The 16,336-nt window shown below is 72.7% G+C and carries 18 protein-coding genes and 1 riboswitch; of the genes, 10 read left to right on the forward strand and 8 right to left on the reverse strand.

Annotated features, from left to right (window positions below):
• Positions 1–107: 107 nt before the first annotated feature.
• Genes bioD through bioB form a run of 3 tightly spaced genes read right to left on the reverse strand, consistent with a single transcriptional unit; the run spans position 108 to position 3,319 of the window.
• Positions 108–824: a dethiobiotin synthase gene (gene bioD, locus ABD350_RS27250; RefSeq protein ID WP_344351108.1), complete on the reverse strand. Its 717-nt coding sequence runs from the start codon at positions 822–824 to the stop codon at positions 108–110.
• A 1-nt stretch (position 825) separates the two neighbouring features.
• Positions 826–2,106, reverse strand: coding sequence for an adenosylmethionine--8-amino-7-oxononanoate transaminase (locus ABD350_RS27255; RefSeq protein ID WP_344351110.1), 1,281 nt, complete (start codon positions 2,104–2,106; stop codon positions 826–828).
• Positions 2,099–3,319, reverse strand: coding sequence for a biotin synthase BioB (gene bioB, locus ABD350_RS27260; RefSeq protein ID WP_344351112.1), 1,221 nt, complete (start codon positions 3,317–3,319; stop codon positions 2,099–2,101). The genes ABD350_RS27255 and bioB overlap by 8 nt, the downstream gene beginning before the upstream one ends.
• 147 nt (positions 3,320–3,466) lie before the next feature.
• Here bioB and ABD350_RS27265 point away from each other — a divergent pair, with 147 nt between their 5' ends.
• Positions 3,467–4,594: an 8-amino-7-oxononanoate synthase gene (locus ABD350_RS27265; protein WP_344351114.1), complete on the forward strand. Its 1,128-nt coding sequence runs from the start codon at positions 3,467–3,469 to the stop codon at positions 4,592–4,594.
• A gap of 111 nt (positions 4,595–4,705) precedes the next feature.
• Here the strand turns inward: ABD350_RS27265 and ABD350_RS27270 are convergent, their stop codons facing one another.
• Both ABD350_RS27270 and ABD350_RS27275 read right to left on the reverse strand, forming a co-directional pair.
• A complete protein-coding gene (locus ABD350_RS27270; protein WP_344351116.1) occupies positions 4,706–4,927 on the reverse strand; it encodes a DUF397 domain-containing protein in 222 nt (73 codons plus the stop codon).
• Positions 4,928–4,936: 9 nt separating this feature from the next.
• The gene (locus ABD350_RS27275; RefSeq protein WP_344351118.1) at positions 4,937–5,797 is read right to left on the reverse strand and encodes a helix-turn-helix domain-containing protein; all 861 of its coding nucleotides are present in this window, start codon (positions 5,795–5,797) and stop codon (positions 4,937–4,939) included.
• Between the two features lie 214 nt (positions 5,798–6,011).
• Between ABD350_RS27275 and ABD350_RS27280 the strand changes: the two genes are divergently transcribed.
• Positions 6,012–6,479, forward strand: a complete 468-nt coding sequence (locus tag ABD350_RS27280) for an ATP-binding protein (RefSeq protein ID WP_344351120.1) — start codon at positions 6,012–6,014, stop codon at positions 6,477–6,479.
• A gap of 869 nt (positions 6,480–7,348) precedes the next feature.
• On the opposite strand, the gene ABD350_RS27285 is transcribed toward ABD350_RS27280, so the two are convergent.
• The 3 genes from ABD350_RS27285 to ABD350_RS27295 all read right to left on the reverse strand — a co-directional run bounded on the left by ABD350_RS27285 (position 7,349) and on the right by ABD350_RS27295 (position 9,356).
• On the reverse strand, positions 7,349–7,822 hold the full coding sequence (locus ABD350_RS27285; protein ID WP_344351122.1) for a C40 family peptidase: 474 nt from the start codon (positions 7,820–7,822) through the stop codon (positions 7,349–7,351).
• A gap of 3 nt (positions 7,823–7,825) precedes the next feature.
• Positions 7,826–7,967: riboswitch (cyclic di-AMP (ydaO/yuaA leader) on the reverse strand.
• A 440-nt stretch (positions 7,968–8,407) separates the two neighbouring features.
• Positions 8,408–8,713: a hypothetical protein gene (locus tag ABD350_RS27290; RefSeq protein ID WP_344351124.1), complete on the reverse strand. Its 306-nt coding sequence runs from the start codon at positions 8,711–8,713 to the stop codon at positions 8,408–8,410.
• A gap of 7 nt (positions 8,714–8,720) precedes the next feature.
• Positions 8,721–9,356: an ATP-dependent Clp protease proteolytic subunit gene (locus tag ABD350_RS27295; protein ID WP_344351126.1), complete on the reverse strand. Its 636-nt coding sequence runs from the start codon at positions 9,354–9,356 to the stop codon at positions 8,721–8,723.
• 85 nt (positions 9,357–9,441) lie between these two features.
• Between ABD350_RS27295 and ABD350_RS27300 the strand changes: the two genes are divergently transcribed.
• The 8 genes from ABD350_RS27300 (at position 9,442) to ABD350_RS27335 (ending at position 16,334) form a co-directional block, all read left to right on the forward strand.
• The gene (locus tag ABD350_RS27300; RefSeq protein WP_344351128.1) at positions 9,442–9,720 is read left to right on the forward strand and encodes a type II toxin-antitoxin system Phd/YefM family antitoxin; all 279 of its coding nucleotides are present in this window, start codon (positions 9,442–9,444) and stop codon (positions 9,718–9,720) included.
• Between the two features lie 235 nt (positions 9,721–9,955).
• Positions 9,956–10,258 carry an urease subunit gamma gene (locus tag ABD350_RS27305; RefSeq protein ID WP_030775167.1) on the forward strand — a complete coding sequence of 101 codons (303 nt, stop codon included), beginning with the start codon at positions 9,956–9,958 and terminating at the stop codon, positions 10,256–10,258.
• A gap of 10 nt (positions 10,259–10,268) precedes the next feature.
• Positions 10,269–10,580 (forward strand): urease subunit beta, encoded by a 312-nt coding sequence (locus ABD350_RS27310; RefSeq protein ID WP_344351134.1) that lies wholly within the window; start codon positions 10,269–10,271, stop codon positions 10,578–10,580.
• Positions 10,573–12,294: an urease subunit alpha gene (locus tag ABD350_RS27315; protein WP_344351135.1), complete on the forward strand. Its 1,722-nt coding sequence runs from the start codon at positions 10,573–10,575 to the stop codon at positions 12,292–12,294. The genes ABD350_RS27310 and ABD350_RS27315 overlap by 8 nt, the downstream gene beginning before the upstream one ends.
• A gap of 13 nt (positions 12,295–12,307) precedes the next feature.
• Complete coding sequence (locus ABD350_RS27320; protein WP_344351137.1) at positions 12,308–12,982, forward strand: urease accessory protein UreF; 675 nt, start codon at positions 12,308–12,310, stop codon at positions 12,980–12,982.
• 98 nt (positions 12,983–13,080) lie between these two features.
• Positions 13,081–13,758 (forward strand): urease accessory protein UreG, encoded by a 678-nt coding sequence (gene ureG, locus ABD350_RS27325; RefSeq protein ID WP_344351140.1) that lies wholly within the window; start codon positions 13,081–13,083, stop codon positions 13,756–13,758.
• The gene (locus ABD350_RS27330) at positions 13,746–14,513 is read left to right on the forward strand and encodes an urease accessory protein UreD (protein ID WP_344351142.1); all 768 of its coding nucleotides are present in this window, start codon (positions 13,746–13,748) and stop codon (positions 14,511–14,513) included. Before ureG ends, ABD350_RS27330 begins: the two co-directional genes overlap by 13 nt.
• Before the next feature lie 225 nt (positions 14,514–14,738).
• On the forward strand, positions 14,739–16,334 hold the full coding sequence (locus ABD350_RS27335) for an alpha/beta hydrolase (protein WP_344351144.1): 1,596 nt from the start codon (positions 14,739–14,741) through the stop codon (positions 16,332–16,334).
• The last annotated feature ends 2 nt before the right edge of the window (positions 16,335–16,336 follow it).

Below are 16,336 nucleotides of genomic sequence, written 5' to 3' on the forward strand. Positions count from 1 at the left end.
GACGGCCACCCACCCGGACGGGGACCGCGGGGTGGGTGGCAGCGTCGTACGTCATCGCACGAGCCCAGGTGCCGGTGCCGGTACCGGTGCCGTGCCGACCGCGCCCGCTACGCGGCCTCCCGGGTGCGGAACGCCTCCGCGTCCCACGTCCCGTCCAGCCGCGGGGCCAGCCAGCCCGGGGCCGCGGTGCGGAACTCGGCGGGCGGCAGCGCCCCCGCCCCGGCGGGCAGCGCGCCGAGCAGCGGGGCGCCGGCCACCTCCGGCAGGTCGGCCACGTTGCAGCGGGTGGCCAGGTCCGGCTCGCCCGGCCAGCTGCCGATCACCACACCGGCCAGCTCCAGCTCCCGGCGGCGCAGTTCGCGGGCCGTCAGCTCCGTGGTGTTGAGCGTGCCCAGCCCGGCCCGCGCGACGAGCAGCACGGGCGCGCCCAGCAGCCGGGCCGCGTCGGCCAGCGTGCCGCCGTCCTCGTCGAACCGGACGAGCAGCCCGCCCGCGCCCTCGACCAGCACCAGATCGTGCTCGGCGGCCAGCTTGGCGGCCCGCTCGGCCACCTCCCGCGGCCGCACCGGCGCCATCCCGGCCCGCCGGGCCGCCGTGTTCGGGGCCAACGGCTCGGGGAAACGGGCCAGTTCGTCCGCCGTGACCCGCCCCGCCAGCCACGCGACCTCGTCCGCGTCGCCGCGCTCCTCCGGCCGTACGCCCGTCTGGGCGGCCTTGAGCACGGCCACCGACCGCCCGGCCGCGAGTGCCGAGGCGGCGACGGCGGCGGTGGTGACGGTCTTGCCGACCTCCGTGCCCGTGCCCGTGATCACCAGTACCCGCATGTCATCCCTCCCGCGCCGCGGCGCACACCGCGCGCGCGATCCGTGCCACGTCCTCGTCCGAGGTGACGTAGGGCGGCATCGTGTAGATCAGGTCGCGGAACGGGCGCAGCCACACGCCCGCCCGTACCGCCGCGTCCGTCGCGGCCCGCATGTCGACCGGGTGGTCGAGCTGGACGACGCCGATGGCGCCGAGCACGCGGACGTCACACACCCCGGGAAGCTCCCGCGCCGGGGCCAGCCCCTCGCCCAGGCCCGCCTCGATCCGCTTGACCTCGCCGAGCCAGTCCTGGCCCAGCAGCAGCTCGACGGAGGCGCGGGCCACGGCCGCCGCCAGCGGATTGCCCATGAACGTCGGGCCGTGCGCGAGCACCGGCACCTCGCCCCGCGAGATGCCGTCGGCCACCCGAGCGGAGCACAAGGTGGCCGCCAGCGTCAGATAACCGCCGGTCAGCGCCTTGCCCACACACATGACATCGGGCGCGACGGCCGCGTGGTCCGCCGCGAACAGCGCGCCGGTGCGGCCGAAACCGGTGGCGATCTCGTCGAACACCAGCAGCACGTCGTGCGCGTCGCACGCCTCACGCAACACCCGCAGATACGCGGGGGAGTGGAAGCGCATCCCGCCCGCGCCCTGCACCACCGGCTCCACGATCACCGCGGCCAGCTCGTCGGCGTGCCGGGCGATCAGCTCCCGCAGGTGCTCGGCGTACGACTCCTCGTACGCGGCCGGCGGCGGGTCCGCGAACACCTGGCGCGGCAGCACGCCGGTCCACAGCTCGTGCATCCCGCCCTCGGGGTCGCACACCGACATCGGCTGCCAGGTGTCACCGTGGTAGCCGCCCCGCCAGGTCAGCAGCCGCCGCTTGGCCGGCCGGCCGAGCGAACGCCAGTACTGCAGACACATCTTCACCGCGACCTCGACCGACACGGACCCCGAGTCGGCCAGGAAGACATGCTCCAGGCCGTCCGGCGACAGGTCGACCAGGAGCTTCGCGAGCCGGACGGCGGGCTCGTGCGTGAGCCCGCCGAACATCACATGGCTCATCCGGCCCAGCTGCTCGCGTGCGGCCTCGTTGAGGACCGGGTGGTTGTAGCCGTGGATGGCCGACCACCACGACGACATGCCGTCGACCAGCTCGCCGGAACCGTCCGCCAGCCGCAGCCGGACCCCGCTCGCCGACTCCACGACGAGCGGGTCCACCCGGCCGGGCATCGGACCGTAGGGATGCCACACATGCCGCCGGTCCAGCTCCAGCAGCTCCGCGACGCCCGGCTCAGGCATTGGGCGCGAGGTCCGTGCCGGCACCCCGGCGGCGGACGGCGACGAGGTCGGTGCGCGGCTCGGCCGCCGAGGCCGGCACGCTCGCCGTGCCGCACACCCCGCCGCCCGCGTGCGACCCGCAGTCCGCCCCGGCGTGCGAGCCGCACCCCGCCTCCGCCTGCGACCCGCAGCCCGCCTTTGCGTGCGAGCCGCAGCCGTGCGCGGCGTCGGCCCGGTGCTCCGGCAGGGTCACCTCCCCGGCGCCCTCCACCTCGAAGCCGGCGTCCGCGATCATCTCCAGGTCGGCCTTGCCTGCCTGGCCCTCGCTGGTCAGGTAGTCGCCGAGGAAGATGGAGTTGGCCAGGTGCAGCGCCAGCGGCTGCATGCTGCGCAGATGGACCTCGCGGCCGCCCGCGATACGCACCTCCACGTCCGGGCAGACGAACCGGACCATCGCCAGGATCCGCAGACAGCGCTGCGGGGTGAGGTTCCACTCCTTGGCCAGCGGAGTGCCCTCGAACGGGATCAGGAAGTTCACCGGCACCGAGTCCGGGTCCAGCTCGCGCAGCGAGAACACCACGTCCACCAGGTCCTCGTCGCTCTCGCCCATGCCGGCGATGAGACCCGAGCAGGCGGACAGACCGGCCGCGTGCGCCTTCCGCACCGTGTCCACCCGGTCGGCGTACGTGTGGGTGGTGGTGATGTCCCCGTAGGTGGACTCCGAGGTGTTGAGGTTGTGGTTGTAGGCGTCCGCGCCCGCCGCGCGCAGCCGCTCGGCCTGGCCGTCGGAGAGCAGGCCGAGGCAGGCGCACACCTCGACGTCCTCGTTCTGCTCCTTGATCGCCTTGATGGTCTCCGAGACCCGGTCCACGTCCCGGTCGGTCGGGCCGCGCCCGCTGGCCACCAGACACACCCGCTTGGCCCCGCCCGCGAGGCCCGCGGCGGCGGCCTGGGACGCCTCGTCCGGCTTGAGCCAGGTGTACTTCAGGATGTCGGCCTTGGAGCCCAGCCGCTGGGAGCAGTACGAGCAGTCCTCGGGGCACAGCCCCGACTTGAGGTTGACCAGATAGTTGAGTTTCACCCGTCGCCCGAACCAGTGCCGGCGCACCTTTCCGGCCGCGGTCACCACGTCGAGCAGGTCGTCATCGGAGGTGGCCAGCACGGCGAGCGCTTCCTCGCGCGTCGGCAGCTCGCGCCGAAGCCCCTTGTCCACCAGCGTGTTCAGCAGGTCCATGAGCCACGATCCTGTCCTACGGGACCGCTCCCGGCCAAGGAGACTTGGCACAACAGAGCCCGCTGATCGTGTGGGTATCGCCACACCCTGGGCGGCCGACCCTGCGGCTAGGGTCTGTTCGATACCTACAAAAGCACCGGAGGACCCATGGCGTTCGGCTGGATCGACGAGCAGGCCGAGGCGCGCCGCCGCGCCGGACTCGTGCGCACCCTGCGCCCGCGCCCCGCCGACTCGCCGCTGCTGGACCTGGCGAGCAACGACTACCTGGGTCTGTCCCGCCATCCCGAGGTCACCGAGGGGGCCGCCGAGGCCGCCCGGCGCTGGGGCGGCGGCTCCACCGGCTCCCGGCTGGTCACCGGCAGCACCGAGTTGCACGCCGCACTGGAGCGCGCGCTCGCCGCGTTCTGCGGGTTCGAGGCGGCCCTGGTGTTCTCCTCCGGGTACGCCGCGAACCTGGCCGCGGTCACCACACTCGGTCCGCACGGCTCGCTGATCGTCTCCGACGCGGGCAACCACGCCTCCCTCATCGACGGCTGCCGGCTCGCCCGGGGCGAGACCCAGGTCGTCGGGCACGCCGATCCCGAGGCGGTGCGCAAGGCCCTGGGCACGCGCGAGGGCGCGGCGATCGTGGTCTCGGACACGGTCTTCTCGGTCGACGGGGACCGCGCCCCGCTGGCCGACCTGGCCGCCGCCTGCCGGGAGTACGGAGCGGGACTGGTGGTGGACGACGCCCACGGCCTCGGCGTGCTGGGCGACGGCGGCCGGGGCGCGCCGTACGCGGCCGGGCTCGCGGGCGCCGACGACGTGGTGGTCACGGCCACCCTGTCCAAGTCGCTCGGCAGTCAGGGCGGCGTGGTGCTGGGCCCGGCGCGGGTGATCGACCACCTGGTGAACGCGGCCCGGACGTTCATCTTCGACACGGGCCTGGCGCCGGCGGCGGCCGGTGCCGCGCTGGCGGCGCTGCGGCTGCTGGAGCGCGAGCCGGAACGGGCGGCACGCGCCCGCGAGGTGGCCGCGGAACTGCACGCACGGCTGACCGCCGCGGGTCTGGAGGCGGTACGTCCGGACGCCGCGGTGGTCTCCGTGCGGGCTCCGTCCCCGGAGCGGGCGGTGCGCTGGGCGGCCGACTGCCGTTCGGCGGGTCTGGCCGTGGGCTGTTTCCGTCCTCCTTCCGTGCCCGACGGCATCTCACGGCTGAGGCTGACCGCCCGCGCGGATCTCTCCGGGGCCGAGATCGAACGCGCTGTACGCGTCATCGGCGAGACGCGACCATGAGTCGGCGTGACACGGCCGTGCATCACACGAAACGACGAAAGACTGAACGAATCCGATCAGAGAGCGGACAGAAGTTGGTCGGGGGTCGGTCGGGGGTTGGTCAGAGGGTGGTCAGAGGGCGCTGACAAAGCCCGTCCAGCTCTCCGGGGAGAAGAGCAGGGCGGGTCCTGCGGGGTCCTTCGAGTCGCGCACGGCGAGCAGTCCGGCCGCGGGGCCGGAGCGCGGCCGTGCCGTCTCCACGCAGTTGTTCGCGCCCGTGCTGCGGCTGCTGCGCAGCCAGCGCACCTCGTGCAGATCGGTACTGGCAGGGACGTTCCGAGGCAGAGCTGACATGGTGCCTCCTTACGCGCCGTCACCTATCCCGGCGATGTAGTCCAACGAGTCCTCGGGGGAAAGGGCGTGGAACTGAAGGGTGCTGAAGGCCTCGGAGTAGGCCATGAGGTCTTCTTTCCGTTCCAGGTAGAGGCTACTCGTCAACTGGTCGAGAACAACCACGTCCAGATCAGCAGTGCTCGGAAATGAGAAGATAACGAAAGGCCCGGTGAGGCCGATATGCGCCCCCGCCGTGAAGGGCAGCACCTGGAGCCGTACCTGCGGCAGGCGGGCGGCCTCCATCAGCCGCCGGCGCTGCCGGGCCATCACCCCGGGACCGCCCACCTCGCGGCGCAGCACCGCCTCGTCCAGTACGGCGCTCAGCGCCAGCGGCGGATCCGACCGCAGCACGTCCTGCCGGGCCAGCCGCACCTCCACCAGGGTGTCCAGGCGGTCCTCGTCCAGGTCCTTCACGGCGGCCCGGGTCACCGCGCGGGCGTACTCGGCGGTCTGCAACAGACCGGGCACCACCGTGGTCTCCAGGGTGCGCATCGCGCTCGCCTGTGACTCCAGGCTGATGAAATCGCGGTAGGTGGGCGGCAGTACGCCCCGGTAGGCGTGCCACCAGCGGTGCCGGCCGCTCGTCTCCTCCGACCCCGCCAGTATCAGCAGCAACTCGCGCAGATGCCTGTCCCGCACCCCGTAGGCGTCCAGCAGCAACCGTAAATCGGCCGGTTTCACGCCGCTGGCGCCGGTCTCGATACGGCTCACCTTCGACTGGTGCCAGCCGACCAGCCGGGCCGCCTCACCACTGGTCAGCCCGGCGCCGGTGCGCAGCGTGCGCAGTTCGGCGCCCAGCTTGCGGCGGCGTACCGCGGGACCGTTCTGCATGGGCTCCTCCTTACTCCGTCCGGACCGCCCCTATACGGTCTCGCGTCGCAGAGTTCACCGCTTCGAGCGACAGATATATGCATATCTTGGTGGATCGCCCCCCGTGACCGTCCCGGTGATGGCAGTCTGACGGACAAGCACCAGTCCGGGACCGTACTCGAACCCACCGCTGTATGGCGGACCGCGGTCCCGTTGGGAAAGGGACGACGTCGCCATGGCAGACCATCTGGAAGCCTCCGTCACTCTGCCGAGCGATCCCGCCTCGGTCTCGGCCGCGCGCTCCTATGTCGTGGGCACCCTCGCGGAGTGGGGCCTGCCGTCGGACACCGAGACGGCCGACACCGTCCGGCTCATCGTGTCCGAACTCGCCACCAACGCCGTACAGCACACCTTCGGCCAGTCACCCACCTTCACTGTCGACATCGCGCTGCACCATGACGAACAGTTGCGCATCGGCGTCACGGACAGCCATCCCCGCTTTCCGAAGAGACTGCCCGCCGCGGTCCAGCAGGACAATGGGCGCGGCATGGTGATCATCCGCTGGCTCACCGCGGAGTGCGGCGGCCGCCTCCGGGTCCGCCCGACCAACGAGGGCGGCAAGACGGTCTCCATCGAACTCCCCTGGTCCCTGCCAACGGCACCCCTCCCCACAGGCCGGCCACCGGAGACTCCGGCGGGCTGACGCCTGGGGGAGTCCCGTTTCCGGCCTGACGGCGGCGAGGCCGTGCGGGGGAGGGCATTGACGGGCGGATGCGTCCCCTCTCTATGGCACGGGGCCGAGGCACCGTGCCGGGGCGGGTTGGGAGCGCGTCGGCCGGGGCGGGGTGTGCGGGGGCGAGGGGCCACTGAGCGAGTGCCGCCCCATGCGGCCGGCCGGAGTGGCTCGGCCTCGGGCGGTTCCACACCGACTCGTGAGTCACTCGCCGGGGTCCGCACCCGCCTGCCGGCGCCGGGGTGAAGCCGGCTTGTGTGCCGGGCAGGCTCGCGGGCTCGGGTTTCCCACGCTTCCGCTCTTCCCGGGACACAGCCGTGTCGGCGTGCCGGGCGACCGTTCGGTCCCTGTGCGGGCGGTGGGCGACCGGCCCGGCTGCGGACGGCCCCGCGTCGACCCGCCAGGCGTTCCCCGGGGCGCGCCCTTCAGCCTCCGTGCGGCCGGTCGGGCGCAGGCTTCGTGCGGCCCCGCGCGGACCCGCCAGGCGTTCGCCCGGGCGCGCCCCCGCCGGAGGCAGGCAGTCCCGACGGACCACCGGGCAGCCACTCGGCCCCTGGGCCCCCGGGCCTCTGCCTGCCTGCCCGCCTGCCCCGGAAGGCGGCCGTGGCGGTTCGCCGAGCCCTCGGACCCGAGCCTGTCCTCCGGACCCGAGCCTGCCCGTCTGACCCCGGACGAGACCGCCCTCGGGGAGGCCGGCGCGCCGGTGGCCCGGTGCCCGCGCGGGCCACGAGGTGGTCGTGGTCGGCCCCGGGCCGCCGAGGGCCACAGGAGGTCCAAGGGGCCGCTCGCGGCGCGCTGGAGCGGCCCTGCTGTCGGAGCCGCTCCCAGCCGTGGGCGGGTCAGCCGACCCGGCCGTACCAGACGCTCTTGGTCCAGATCTTCTGGAGCTTCACCACGTCCCCGGTCTTCGGGGCGTGCCAGATCTTGTTGTGGCCGGCGTAGATGCCGACGTGGTAGACGCTGGAACCCGAGTGGAAGAAGACCAGGTCGCCGACCTTGCGGTTGCGGGCGGAGATGTGGCGCGACTTGTTGTACTGCTGCGCGGCGGTGCGCGGCAGCTTCTTGCCGGCCTTCTTGAACGAGTACAGCGTCAGCCCCGAGCAGTCGAATCTGTTCGGTCCGGTGGCGCCCCACCGGTATGGGGCGCCCTTCTTGGAGGCCGCGACCTTGAGTGCCTTCGACGCGATCGTCGCGGCGGAGGCGTCGGTGGCGAGACCGGGTACCGCGATCGAGCCGCCCACGGCGGCGAGGGTGAGAGCCGAGGCCGTACCGGCCCGGGCCATCAGCGACGGGACTCGATTGAGCGCAGTCATGCGCAACCCTTCGTCAGCCGCCTGTGAAGGATGACCTGTCGGATTCGGGCTGGCGAAGTAGCCCGGCCGCGTTGCCACGGCTTCACCCCAAGGGCCGCCCGGAACCTCCGCCCCCGCCCGACCCTGTGTCGGACGACTGGACTTCCGTTCCGGCGAACCCGCCTTGCTTGGGTCCTCCACTCCTGCCGATCCACTTCCGTCGACCGGTCATCCGGGCGGCGGCAGGACTCGGCGTCCGCCCGGATCGCCCCGCCGCGGTGGCGGGGGCTTGTCGTCAGACAGGGATCTTGGCTCACAACTGTCTGAAAATCCCAACGGAATCGGGGATTTGTGGTGTTCCTCACCACTCACCCGTTCGGGTGGACAGTGCTCTGTTCGAGGCCCCGTCAGATCATCGGCGTAGCCCCGGACCTGGGGCGATGCCCTCGCCGGCGATTCCCGGACCCGTGCGTTGCGCAACTCGGGAGGCCCGGAAAACGATCGGGATGTACACCGGTCGGCGGTACGTCGTTCGGGCCGTTTCAACTCCGGTCCGAACGACGCGTGTCGACGCGTCGGCGCCGCCGGCCGGGCGGGGTGTCCGCCTCAGCCGACGCTTTCCGGCGGGAGCGCGACGCGAGCGGCCCGGCGCTCGCCGTCGAGCACCCGCAGCGCCCGTGCCAGCGTGTCCCCGTGCAGCTCCGTCTCGCCCCGCTGGTGCATCAGCGCGAGCGCGTCCCGCAGCTCTGCCGCCTTGCGCACCAGCGCCTGGGCGGCGCGCAACCCGCCGTAGGTGGTTCCGTGCCGGGCCGGATTGACGCGGCCGAGCAGGTCGACGGCCTCCAGGTAACGATCGATCAACTCGCCCTCGGCGCGGGTCAGGGCGGGCAGCGGTGGCAGGTCCGGCAGCATGGGCGGCTCACCTCGCGTCCGGTGCGCCGGGCGTGTCCCGGCGGCTGGGCACGATGCCGTCGACCAGACCGTACGCCAGCGCCCCGGGGGCGTCCAGGATCAGGTCACGCTCCAGGTCCTCGTGGACCTGCGCGGCCGTGCGCCCCGTGTGCCGGACGAGCATCTCCTCCAGGGTGGCGCGGATCCGGGTCAGCTCCTCGGCCTGGATGAACAGGTCGCTGGGCCGGCCGCGCACCGGCTCGGGCAGGGCCGGCTGTTCGAGCACGACCCGGGCGCCGGGCAGCGTGAACCGCTTGCCCGGAGTGCCGGCCGCGAGCAGCACCGCGGCCGAGGCGGCGGCCTGCCCCAGGCAGTAGGTCGCCACGTCGCAGCTGACGTAGCGCATCGTGTCGTAGACCGCCGCCATGGCGTCGAAGGAACCGCCGGGCGAGTTGATGTACAGCGTGATGTCCCGGTCCGGGGCCTGGTGCTCCAGATACATCAGCTGGGCCGTCACATCGCCGGCCGTCGCGTCGTCGACCGGTGCGCCGAGGAAGACGATCCGGTCCTGGAAGAGCCGAGCGTAGGGGTCGAGGGTGCGCACGGTGCCCGAGACGCGCTCGGTGAACTCGGGCAGGACGTGCCGGGCGGACGGTCGGTGCATGGACATACCCCTCCTCTGACGAGGCCCCGATGGACTCGACTTCTGTACAGAATGTACAGGACGTACCTGACGTTATGATGGGGGTATGGCCTACGAGATTCCGGTGACGCAAGCCAGGGCTGAGCTCGCCGACCTGATCAACCGGGTGGTGTACGGCGGTGAGCGCGTCGTCGTGACCCGGCACGGCAAGCCGCTCGTCGCGCTGGTCTCGGCCGCCGACCTGGAGCGGCTGGACGCCCTGGACGAGGCGGGCGAGGAGCGGATCATCAGCTCGGTCTCCGGGGTGCACGAGGCCGGTGCCGTTCCGCGCGAGCAGCAGCGCTTCGGGATAGCGGCGGAACACCGCCGGCCGGACGCCCCCTGAGCCCGTCCGCCACCGTCTTTGCCGGAGCCCATAGCACGGTCATGGGCCGGCCAAGGTCTGGTTAACGTCGTTGAAACTCCGGCGCTCTAGCCTGCCCATCCACGCCATCAGGGGTTTTTCTGCCCGGAATTGAGAACGATCCGGGGAATTTGTCTGTGTGTTACATCTATCCCCGTCGAGGTGGCTGCGGCAACCGGACCCCGCACGGTCCGGAGCAAGGACAGTGAGGTGGGACGTGCAACTGACCCCGCACGAGCAGGAGAGGCTGCTGATCCATGTGGCGGCCGACGTCGCCGAGAAGCGCAAGGCCCGCGGACTGAAGCTCAACCACCCCGAGGCGGTCGCTCTCATCACGTCGCACGTCCTGGAGGGGGCGCGTGACGGCCGCACGGTCGCCGAGCTGATGTCCTCCGGCCGCAAGGTCCTGACCAGGGACGACGTCATGGACGGCGTGGCCGAGATGATCCATGACGTGCAGGTGGAGGCCACCTTCCCGGACGGCACCAAGCTCGTCACCGTCCACGAGCCGATCATCTGAGGGCGCCGCGATGATTCCCGGAGAGATCCTGTTCGCGGACGCACCCGTCACCTTCAACGACGGCCGTGATGTCACTCGTCTGACTGTTCTCAACGCCGCCGACCGGCCCGTCCAGGTCGGCTCCCACTACCACTTCGCCGAGGCCAACCCCGGCCTGGAGTTCGACCGCGCCGCCGCCCGCGGCCGGCGGCTGAACGTCGCCGCCGGCACCGCCGTCCGCTTCGAACCCGGCATCCCCGTCGAGGTCGAGCTGGTGCCGCTGTCCGGCGCCCGGATCGTGCCCGGGCTGCGCGGCGAGACCGGAGGTGCCCTCGATGCCTGAGATCTCCCGCGGCGCCTACGCCGACCTGTTCGGCCCCACCACCGGCGACCGCATCCGGCTCGCCGACACGGACCTGCTGATCGAGATCGAGGAGGACCGCTCCGGCGGCCCCGGCGCCTCCGGCGACGAGGCGGTCTTCGGCGGCGGCAAGGTCATCCGCGAGTCCATGGGCCAGTCCCGCGCCACCCGGGCCGAGGGCGCCCCCGACACCGTGATCACCGGTGCCGTCGTCGTGGACCACTGGGGCATCGTCAAGGCCGACGTCGGCATCCGCGACGGCCGGATCACCGCCCTCGGCAAGGCCGGCAACCCCGACACCATGGACGGCGTGCACCCGGACCTGGTCATCGGCCCGGAGACCGAGATCATCGCGGGCAACGGCCGCATCCTGACCGCCGGCGCCATCGACGCGCACGTCCACTTCATCTGCCCCCAGGTCGCCGACGAGGCGCTGGCCTCCGGCATCACCACCCTGGTCGGCGGCGGCACCGGCCCCGCCGAGGGCTCCAAGGCCACCACCGTCACCCCCGGCCCCTGGCATCTGGCCCGGATGCTGGAGGCGATGGAGGCCTACCCGGTCAACGTCGGCTTCCTCGGCAAGGGCAACACCGTCAGCCACGAGGCGATGTTCTCCCAGATCCGCGGCGGCGCCGTCGGGCTGAAGCTGCACGAGGACTGGGGCTCCACGCCCGCCGTCATCGACGCCGCGCTCACCGTCGCCGACCGGACCGGCATCCAGGTCGCCATCCACACCGACACCCTGAACGAGGCGGGCTTCGTCGGCGACACCCTCGCCGCGATCGCCGGCCGGGGCATCCACTCGTACCACACCGAGGGCGCCGGCGGCGGCCACGCGCCCGACATCATGACCGTGGTCTCGCAGGCCAACGTCCTGCCCAGCTCCACCAACCCCACCCGGCCCTTCACCGTCAACACCACCGAGGAACACCTCGACATGCTGATGGTGTGCCACCACCTCAACCCGGCCGTCCCCGAGGATTTGGCCTTCGCCGAGTCCCGGATCCGGCCGTCCACCATCGGCGCGGAGGACATCCTCCACGACCTCGGCGCGATCTCGATCATCTCCTCCGACTCCCAGGCGATGGGCCGCGTCGGCGAGGTCGTCCTGCGCACCTGGCAGACCGCGCACGTCATGAAGCGCCGGCGGGGCGCGCTGCCCGGCGACGGCCGCGCCGACAACCACCGGGTACGGCGCTATGTCGCCAAGTACACCATCAACCCGGCGCTCGCCCAGGGCCTGGCCGCCGAGACCGGCTCCGTGGAGAGCGGCAAGCTCGCCGATCTGGTGCTGTGGGAGCCCGCGTTCTTCGGGGTCAAGCCGCTGCTGGTGATCAAGGGCGGACAGATCGCCTACGCGCAGATGGGCGACGCCAACGCCTCCATCCCCACCCCGCAGCCGATCCTGCCCCGCCCGATGTACGGCGCGATCGGCCGGGCCCCCGCCGCCAACTCGGTCAACTTCGTGTCCCACCTGGCCATCGAGGACGGGCTGCCGGAACGGCTCGGGCTCGGCAAGCGGTTCGCGGCGATCGAGTCCACGCGCGCGGTCACCAAGGCCGACATGCGGGAGAACGACGCCCGGCCGGACGTCCGGATCGACCCCGACAGCTTCGCCGTGCACATCGACGGCGAGCTGGTCGAGGCCACCCCGGCCGCCGAACTCCCCATGACCCAGCGCTACTTCCTCTTCTGACAGGCGTTCTTCGATGACACGGGCAGCACTGCTCGTCCTGGCCGACGGCCGCTTCCCCGCCGGAGGGCACGCCCACTCCGGCGGGGCCGAGGCCGCCGTCAAGGCCGGACGCATCACCGACACCACGAGCCTGGAGGAGTTCTGCCGGGGCCGGCTGCACACCGCCGGGCTGATCGCGGGCGCGCTGGCGGCGGCGGCCGTCCTCGGCGCCGACCCGCGCGAACTGGACGCGGCGGCCGACGCCCGCACCCCGTCCCCGGCCCTGCGGACCGCCGCGCGGCGCCTGGGCCGGCAACTGCTGCGGGCCGCGCGGACGACCTGGCCCTCCGCCGAACTGGACGCACTGGCCCGGGAGTTCCCCAAGGGTGCCCACCAGCCGGTGGTGCTCGGCCTCGCCGCCCGGGCGGCCGGGCTCACCCCCGAGGACGCCGCCCACTGCGCGGTGTACGAGAGCGTGAGCGGGCCGGCGACCGCCACCGTGCGGCTGCTCGGTCTCGACCCGTTCGACGCGACGGGGGTGCTGGCCCGGCTGGCGCCCGAGCTGGACCGGGTCGCGGACGCCGCGGTGGAGGCGGCGCGGTCCGTGGCCGACGAGGGCGCCGACGCGCTCCCCGCGGTGTCGGCCCCGCTGCTGGAGGTCATGGCCGAGGCCCACGCGGCGTGGCCGGTCCGGCTGTTCGCGTCATGAACCCGCCCCCCTGCCCGCCCGGCTGAACAGCAGCTCCCGTCCCTTTTCTCCTGGCCCTTCCCCCACCGGTACCAGGCCTCTCGCACAAGGAGCCGTCCATGCACCTCGACCACATCCACCACGCCTCCTCCGCCGTCGGCGCGGACGCCCACCGCCCGGACGGGACCCGCCGGGCGCTGCGCGTCGGGCTCGGCGGTCCCGTCGGGTCCGGCAAGACCGCCACCGTCGCCGCCCTGTGCCGGGCGCTGCGCGACGATGTGTCCCTCGCGGTCGTCACCAACGACATCTACACCCGCGAGGACGCCGAGTTCCTGCTCCGGGAGGCCGTGCTGCCGCCCGAGCGGATCACCGCCGTCGAGACGGGTGCCTGCCCGCACACCGCGATCCGCGACGACATCTCCGCCAACCTGGAAGCGGTGGAGGACCTGGAGGACGCGGTCGGCCCGCTGGACCTGATCCTCGTCGAGTCCGGCGGCGACAACCTCACCGCCACCTTCTCCAAGGGGCTCGTGGACGCCCAGATCTTCGTGATCGACGTGGCCGGCGGCGACGACATCCCGCGCAAGGGCGGCCCCGGCGTCACCACCGCCGACCTGCTCGTGATCAACAAGACCGACCTCGCCCCGTACGTCGGCTCCGACCTCGCCCGGATGGCCGCCGACGCCAAGGCGCAGCGCGCCGAACTCCCGGTGGTCTTCCAGTCGTTGCGCGGCGAGACCGGTGTCGCCGACGTGGCCGCCTGGGTGCGCGGACGGCTCACCGCGTGGACGGCGTGACCGCCACCGGGGTCCGGGCCAGGGCCCGGATCGTCGCCCGCGCCGACGGGCGCGGCGGTACGGCCCTGCCCGTCCTGGACGGCGAGGGCCCGCTGGCGCCGCGCCGCACCCGGTCCACCGGCTCCTGGGCGAAGGTCATGCTCGTCGGCGCGATGAGCGGACCGCTCGGTGGCGACCGCTTCTCCCTGGCGGCCCGGGTGGAGGAGGGCGCCCGGCTGCACGTCGGGTCGGCCGCCGCCACCCTCGCCCTGCCGGGCCAGGCCAAGGGCGAGGCCCGGTACGACGTACGGCTCGACGTGGCCGACGGCGCCGAACTGCACTGGCTGCCCGAGCAGTTGATCTCCGCCGACGGCAGCGACCTGTATGTCACCACCCGGGCCGAACTCGGCGCCGGGGCCCGGCTCGTGCTGCGCGAGGAGCAGGTGCTGGGGCGGACCGGGGAACAGCCCGGGCGGCTCACCAGCCGGCTGACCGTCCGGGTGGCGGGCCGGACGGTGCTGGACCAGGAGCTGTCCTGCGGACCCGGCGCGCCGGGCGGCTGGGACGGCCCGGCGGTGCTCGCCGGTCACCGGGCGGTGGGCCAGCTGGTCCTCGTGACGCCGGAGTTCGCGACCGGCCCGCCGCCCGCGCGGATGCTCGGCGAGTACGCCGCGCTGGTCCCGCTCGCCGGCCCCGCCGCGCTCGTCAGCGCGGTCGCCCCGGACGCGTTGAGCCTGCGCCGGACCTTGGATCGGATACTGACCGAGTTCGGCTGACCGGCGCCCCGAAGGAGGCGCGGGGAACGACGCGACCAGCCACGACGATGCCCGCGGACGGAAGACGACACAGCCCCGCGCCATAACGCAACGCTTCGCTCAACGGGACGTGATCATCCGGTTATCGGATTGATAAAGATGACCAGCAAGCCCTGTCCCCGTCCCCCTCGCAGCCGAGAGGATCCCCGTCTGACCACTCGCATCGAGGTAGGGGGAGGGGCCCACGTGAAGGACACCAGACCGAGGAGCCGCCTGCTGGCGCTCGGTTCCGCCGGAGTACTCGTCACCGCCACCCTGATCGCCGGCGCCGTGTCGGCGCCCGTGGCCGGGGCCGCCTCCCGGCCCGCGCAGGACCGGGAGGCCAAGGGCGCCGCGACAGCCGCCGCCCGGGCCGCGAAGGCGGGCGTCAAGTGGCAGGACTGCCCGGCCGACTGGGGGCTGGAGAAGCCCATCCAGTGCGGCTGGGTCAGCGTGCCGCTCGACTACGCCCACCCCCACGGCAAGCAGATCAAGATCGCCGTGGACCGCATCGGCAACACCGGTACCAAGAAGGAGCGCCAGGGCGCCCTCGTGTACAACCCCGGCGGCCCCGGCGGCTCCGGTCTGCGCTTCCCGCGCCGGGTCACCACCCACAACGCCACCTGGGCGAACGTCGCCAAGGCCTACGACTTCGTCGGCTTCGACCCGCGCGGCGTCGGCCACTCCACGCCCATCTCCTGCGTCGACCCGCAGAGTTACGTCAAGGCACCCAAGATGGACCCGGTGCCCGACAGCGAGGCCGACAAGACCGCGCAGCGCAAGCTCGCCCGCGCCTACGCCGAGGGCTGCGCCGAACGCAGCGGCGCGATGCTGCCGCACATGACCACCGCCAACACCGCCCGCGACCTGGACGTCATCCGCGCCGCGCTGGGCGAGAAGAAGCTCAACTACCTCGGCGTCTCCTACGGCACCTACCTCGGCGCCGTCTACGGCACCCTCTTCCCCGGCCACCTGCGCCGCATGGTCGCGGACAGCGTGGTCGACCCCTCCCGCGAGAAGATCTGGTACCAGGCCAACCTGGACCAGGACATCGCCTTCGAGGGCCGCTGGAAGGACTGGCAGGACTGGGTCGCCGCCAACGACGCCGCCTTCCACCTCGGCACCACCCGCGCCGCCGTCCAGGCCAAGTGGCTCCAGCTGCGCGCCACCGCCAAGAAGCACCCGATCGGCGGCGTCGTCGGCCCGGCCGAGCTGATCTCCTTCTTCCAGAGCGCGCCGTACTACGACTCCTCGTGGGTGCCGGTCGCCACCGTCTTCAGCAAGGCGGTCGACGGTGACACCCAGGCGCTCGTCGACGCCGCCGCCCCCGACCTGTCGGACACCGCGGGCAACACCGCCGCCGAGAACGGCAACGCCGTCTACACGGCCGTCGAGTGCGCCGACGCCAAGTGGCCCACCAGCTGGCAGAAGTGGAACCGGGACAACACCCGGCTCCACCAGGACCACCCCTTCCTGACCTGGTCCAACGCCTGGATGAACCTGCCGTGCGCCACCTGGCCGGCCAAGCAGCACACCCCGGTCGAGGTCAAGACCCACAAGGGCCTGCCCAAGGTGCTGATCGTGCAGTCCGCCCGGGACGCCGCCACCCCGTACGGCGGTGCCGTCGAGCTGCACAAGCGCTTCAAGGGCTCCCGTCTGATCACCGAGAAGGACGCGGGCTCACACGGCGTGACCGGCCTGGTCAACCCGTGCGTCAACCAGCGCGTCGACGCCTACCTGCTCAAGGGCGCGCTGGACGGCAAGGACGTGACCTGCGCCCCGCACGCCACGCCCAAGCCGTAACC

This window comes from Streptomyces nogalater (assembly GCF_039532885.1).
GTDB classification, from domain to species: Bacteria; Actinomycetota; Actinomycetes; order Streptomycetales; family Streptomycetaceae; genus Streptomyces; species Streptomyces nogalater.

Excerpts from the sequence above, each read along its gene's own strand:
- bioB (WP_344351112.1), bottom strand. The coding sequence starts at position 3,319 with ATGGACCTGCTGAACACGCTGGTGGACAAGGGGCTTCGGCGCGAGCTG.
- ABD350_RS27285 (WP_344351122.1), bottom strand. The coding sequence starts at position 7,822 with ATGACTGCGCTCAATCGAGTCCCGTCGCTGATGGCCCGGGCCGGTACG.
- ABD350_RS27310 (WP_344351134.1), top strand. The coding sequence starts at position 10,269 with ATGATTCCCGGAGAGATCCTGTTCGCGGACGCACCCGTCACCTTCAAC.
- ABD350_RS27280 (WP_344351120.1), top strand. The coding sequence starts at position 6,012 with ATGGCAGACCATCTGGAAGCCTCCGTCACTCTGCCGAGCGATCCCGCC.
- ABD350_RS27300 (WP_344351128.1), top strand. The coding sequence starts at position 9,442 with ATGGCCTACGAGATTCCGGTGACGCAAGCCAGGGCTGAGCTCGCCGAC.
- ABD350_RS27255 (WP_344351110.1), bottom strand. The coding sequence starts at position 2,106 with ATGCCTGAGCCGGGCGTCGCGGAGCTGCTGGAGCTGGACCGGCGGCAT.
- ABD350_RS27290 (WP_344351124.1), bottom strand. The coding sequence starts at position 8,713 with ATGCTGCCGGACCTGCCACCGCTGCCCGCCCTGACCCGCGCCGAGGGC.
- ABD350_RS27265 (WP_344351114.1), top strand. The coding sequence starts at position 3,467 with ATGGCGTTCGGCTGGATCGACGAGCAGGCCGAGGCGCGCCGCCGCGCC.
- bioD (WP_344351108.1), bottom strand. The coding sequence starts at position 824 with ATGCGGGTACTGGTGATCACGGGCACGGGCACGGAGGTCGGCAAGACC.
- ABD350_RS27270 (WP_344351116.1), bottom strand. The coding sequence starts at position 4,927 with ATGTCAGCTCTGCCTCGGAACGTCCCTGCCAGTACCGATCTGCACGAG.
- ureG (WP_344351140.1), top strand. The coding sequence starts at position 13,081 with ATGCACCTCGACCACATCCACCACGCCTCCTCCGCCGTCGGCGCGGAC.
- ABD350_RS27295 (WP_344351126.1), bottom strand. The coding sequence starts at position 9,356 with ATGCACCGACCGTCCGCCCGGCACGTCCTGCCCGAGTTCACCGAGCGC.
- ABD350_RS27320 (WP_344351137.1), top strand. The coding sequence starts at position 12,308 with ATGACACGGGCAGCACTGCTCGTCCTGGCCGACGGCCGCTTCCCCGCC.
- ABD350_RS27275 (WP_344351118.1), bottom strand. The coding sequence starts at position 5,797 with ATGCAGAACGGTCCCGCGGTACGCCGCCGCAAGCTGGGCGCCGAACTG.
- ABD350_RS27315 (WP_344351135.1), top strand. The coding sequence starts at position 10,573 with ATGCCTGAGATCTCCCGCGGCGCCTACGCCGACCTGTTCGGCCCCACC.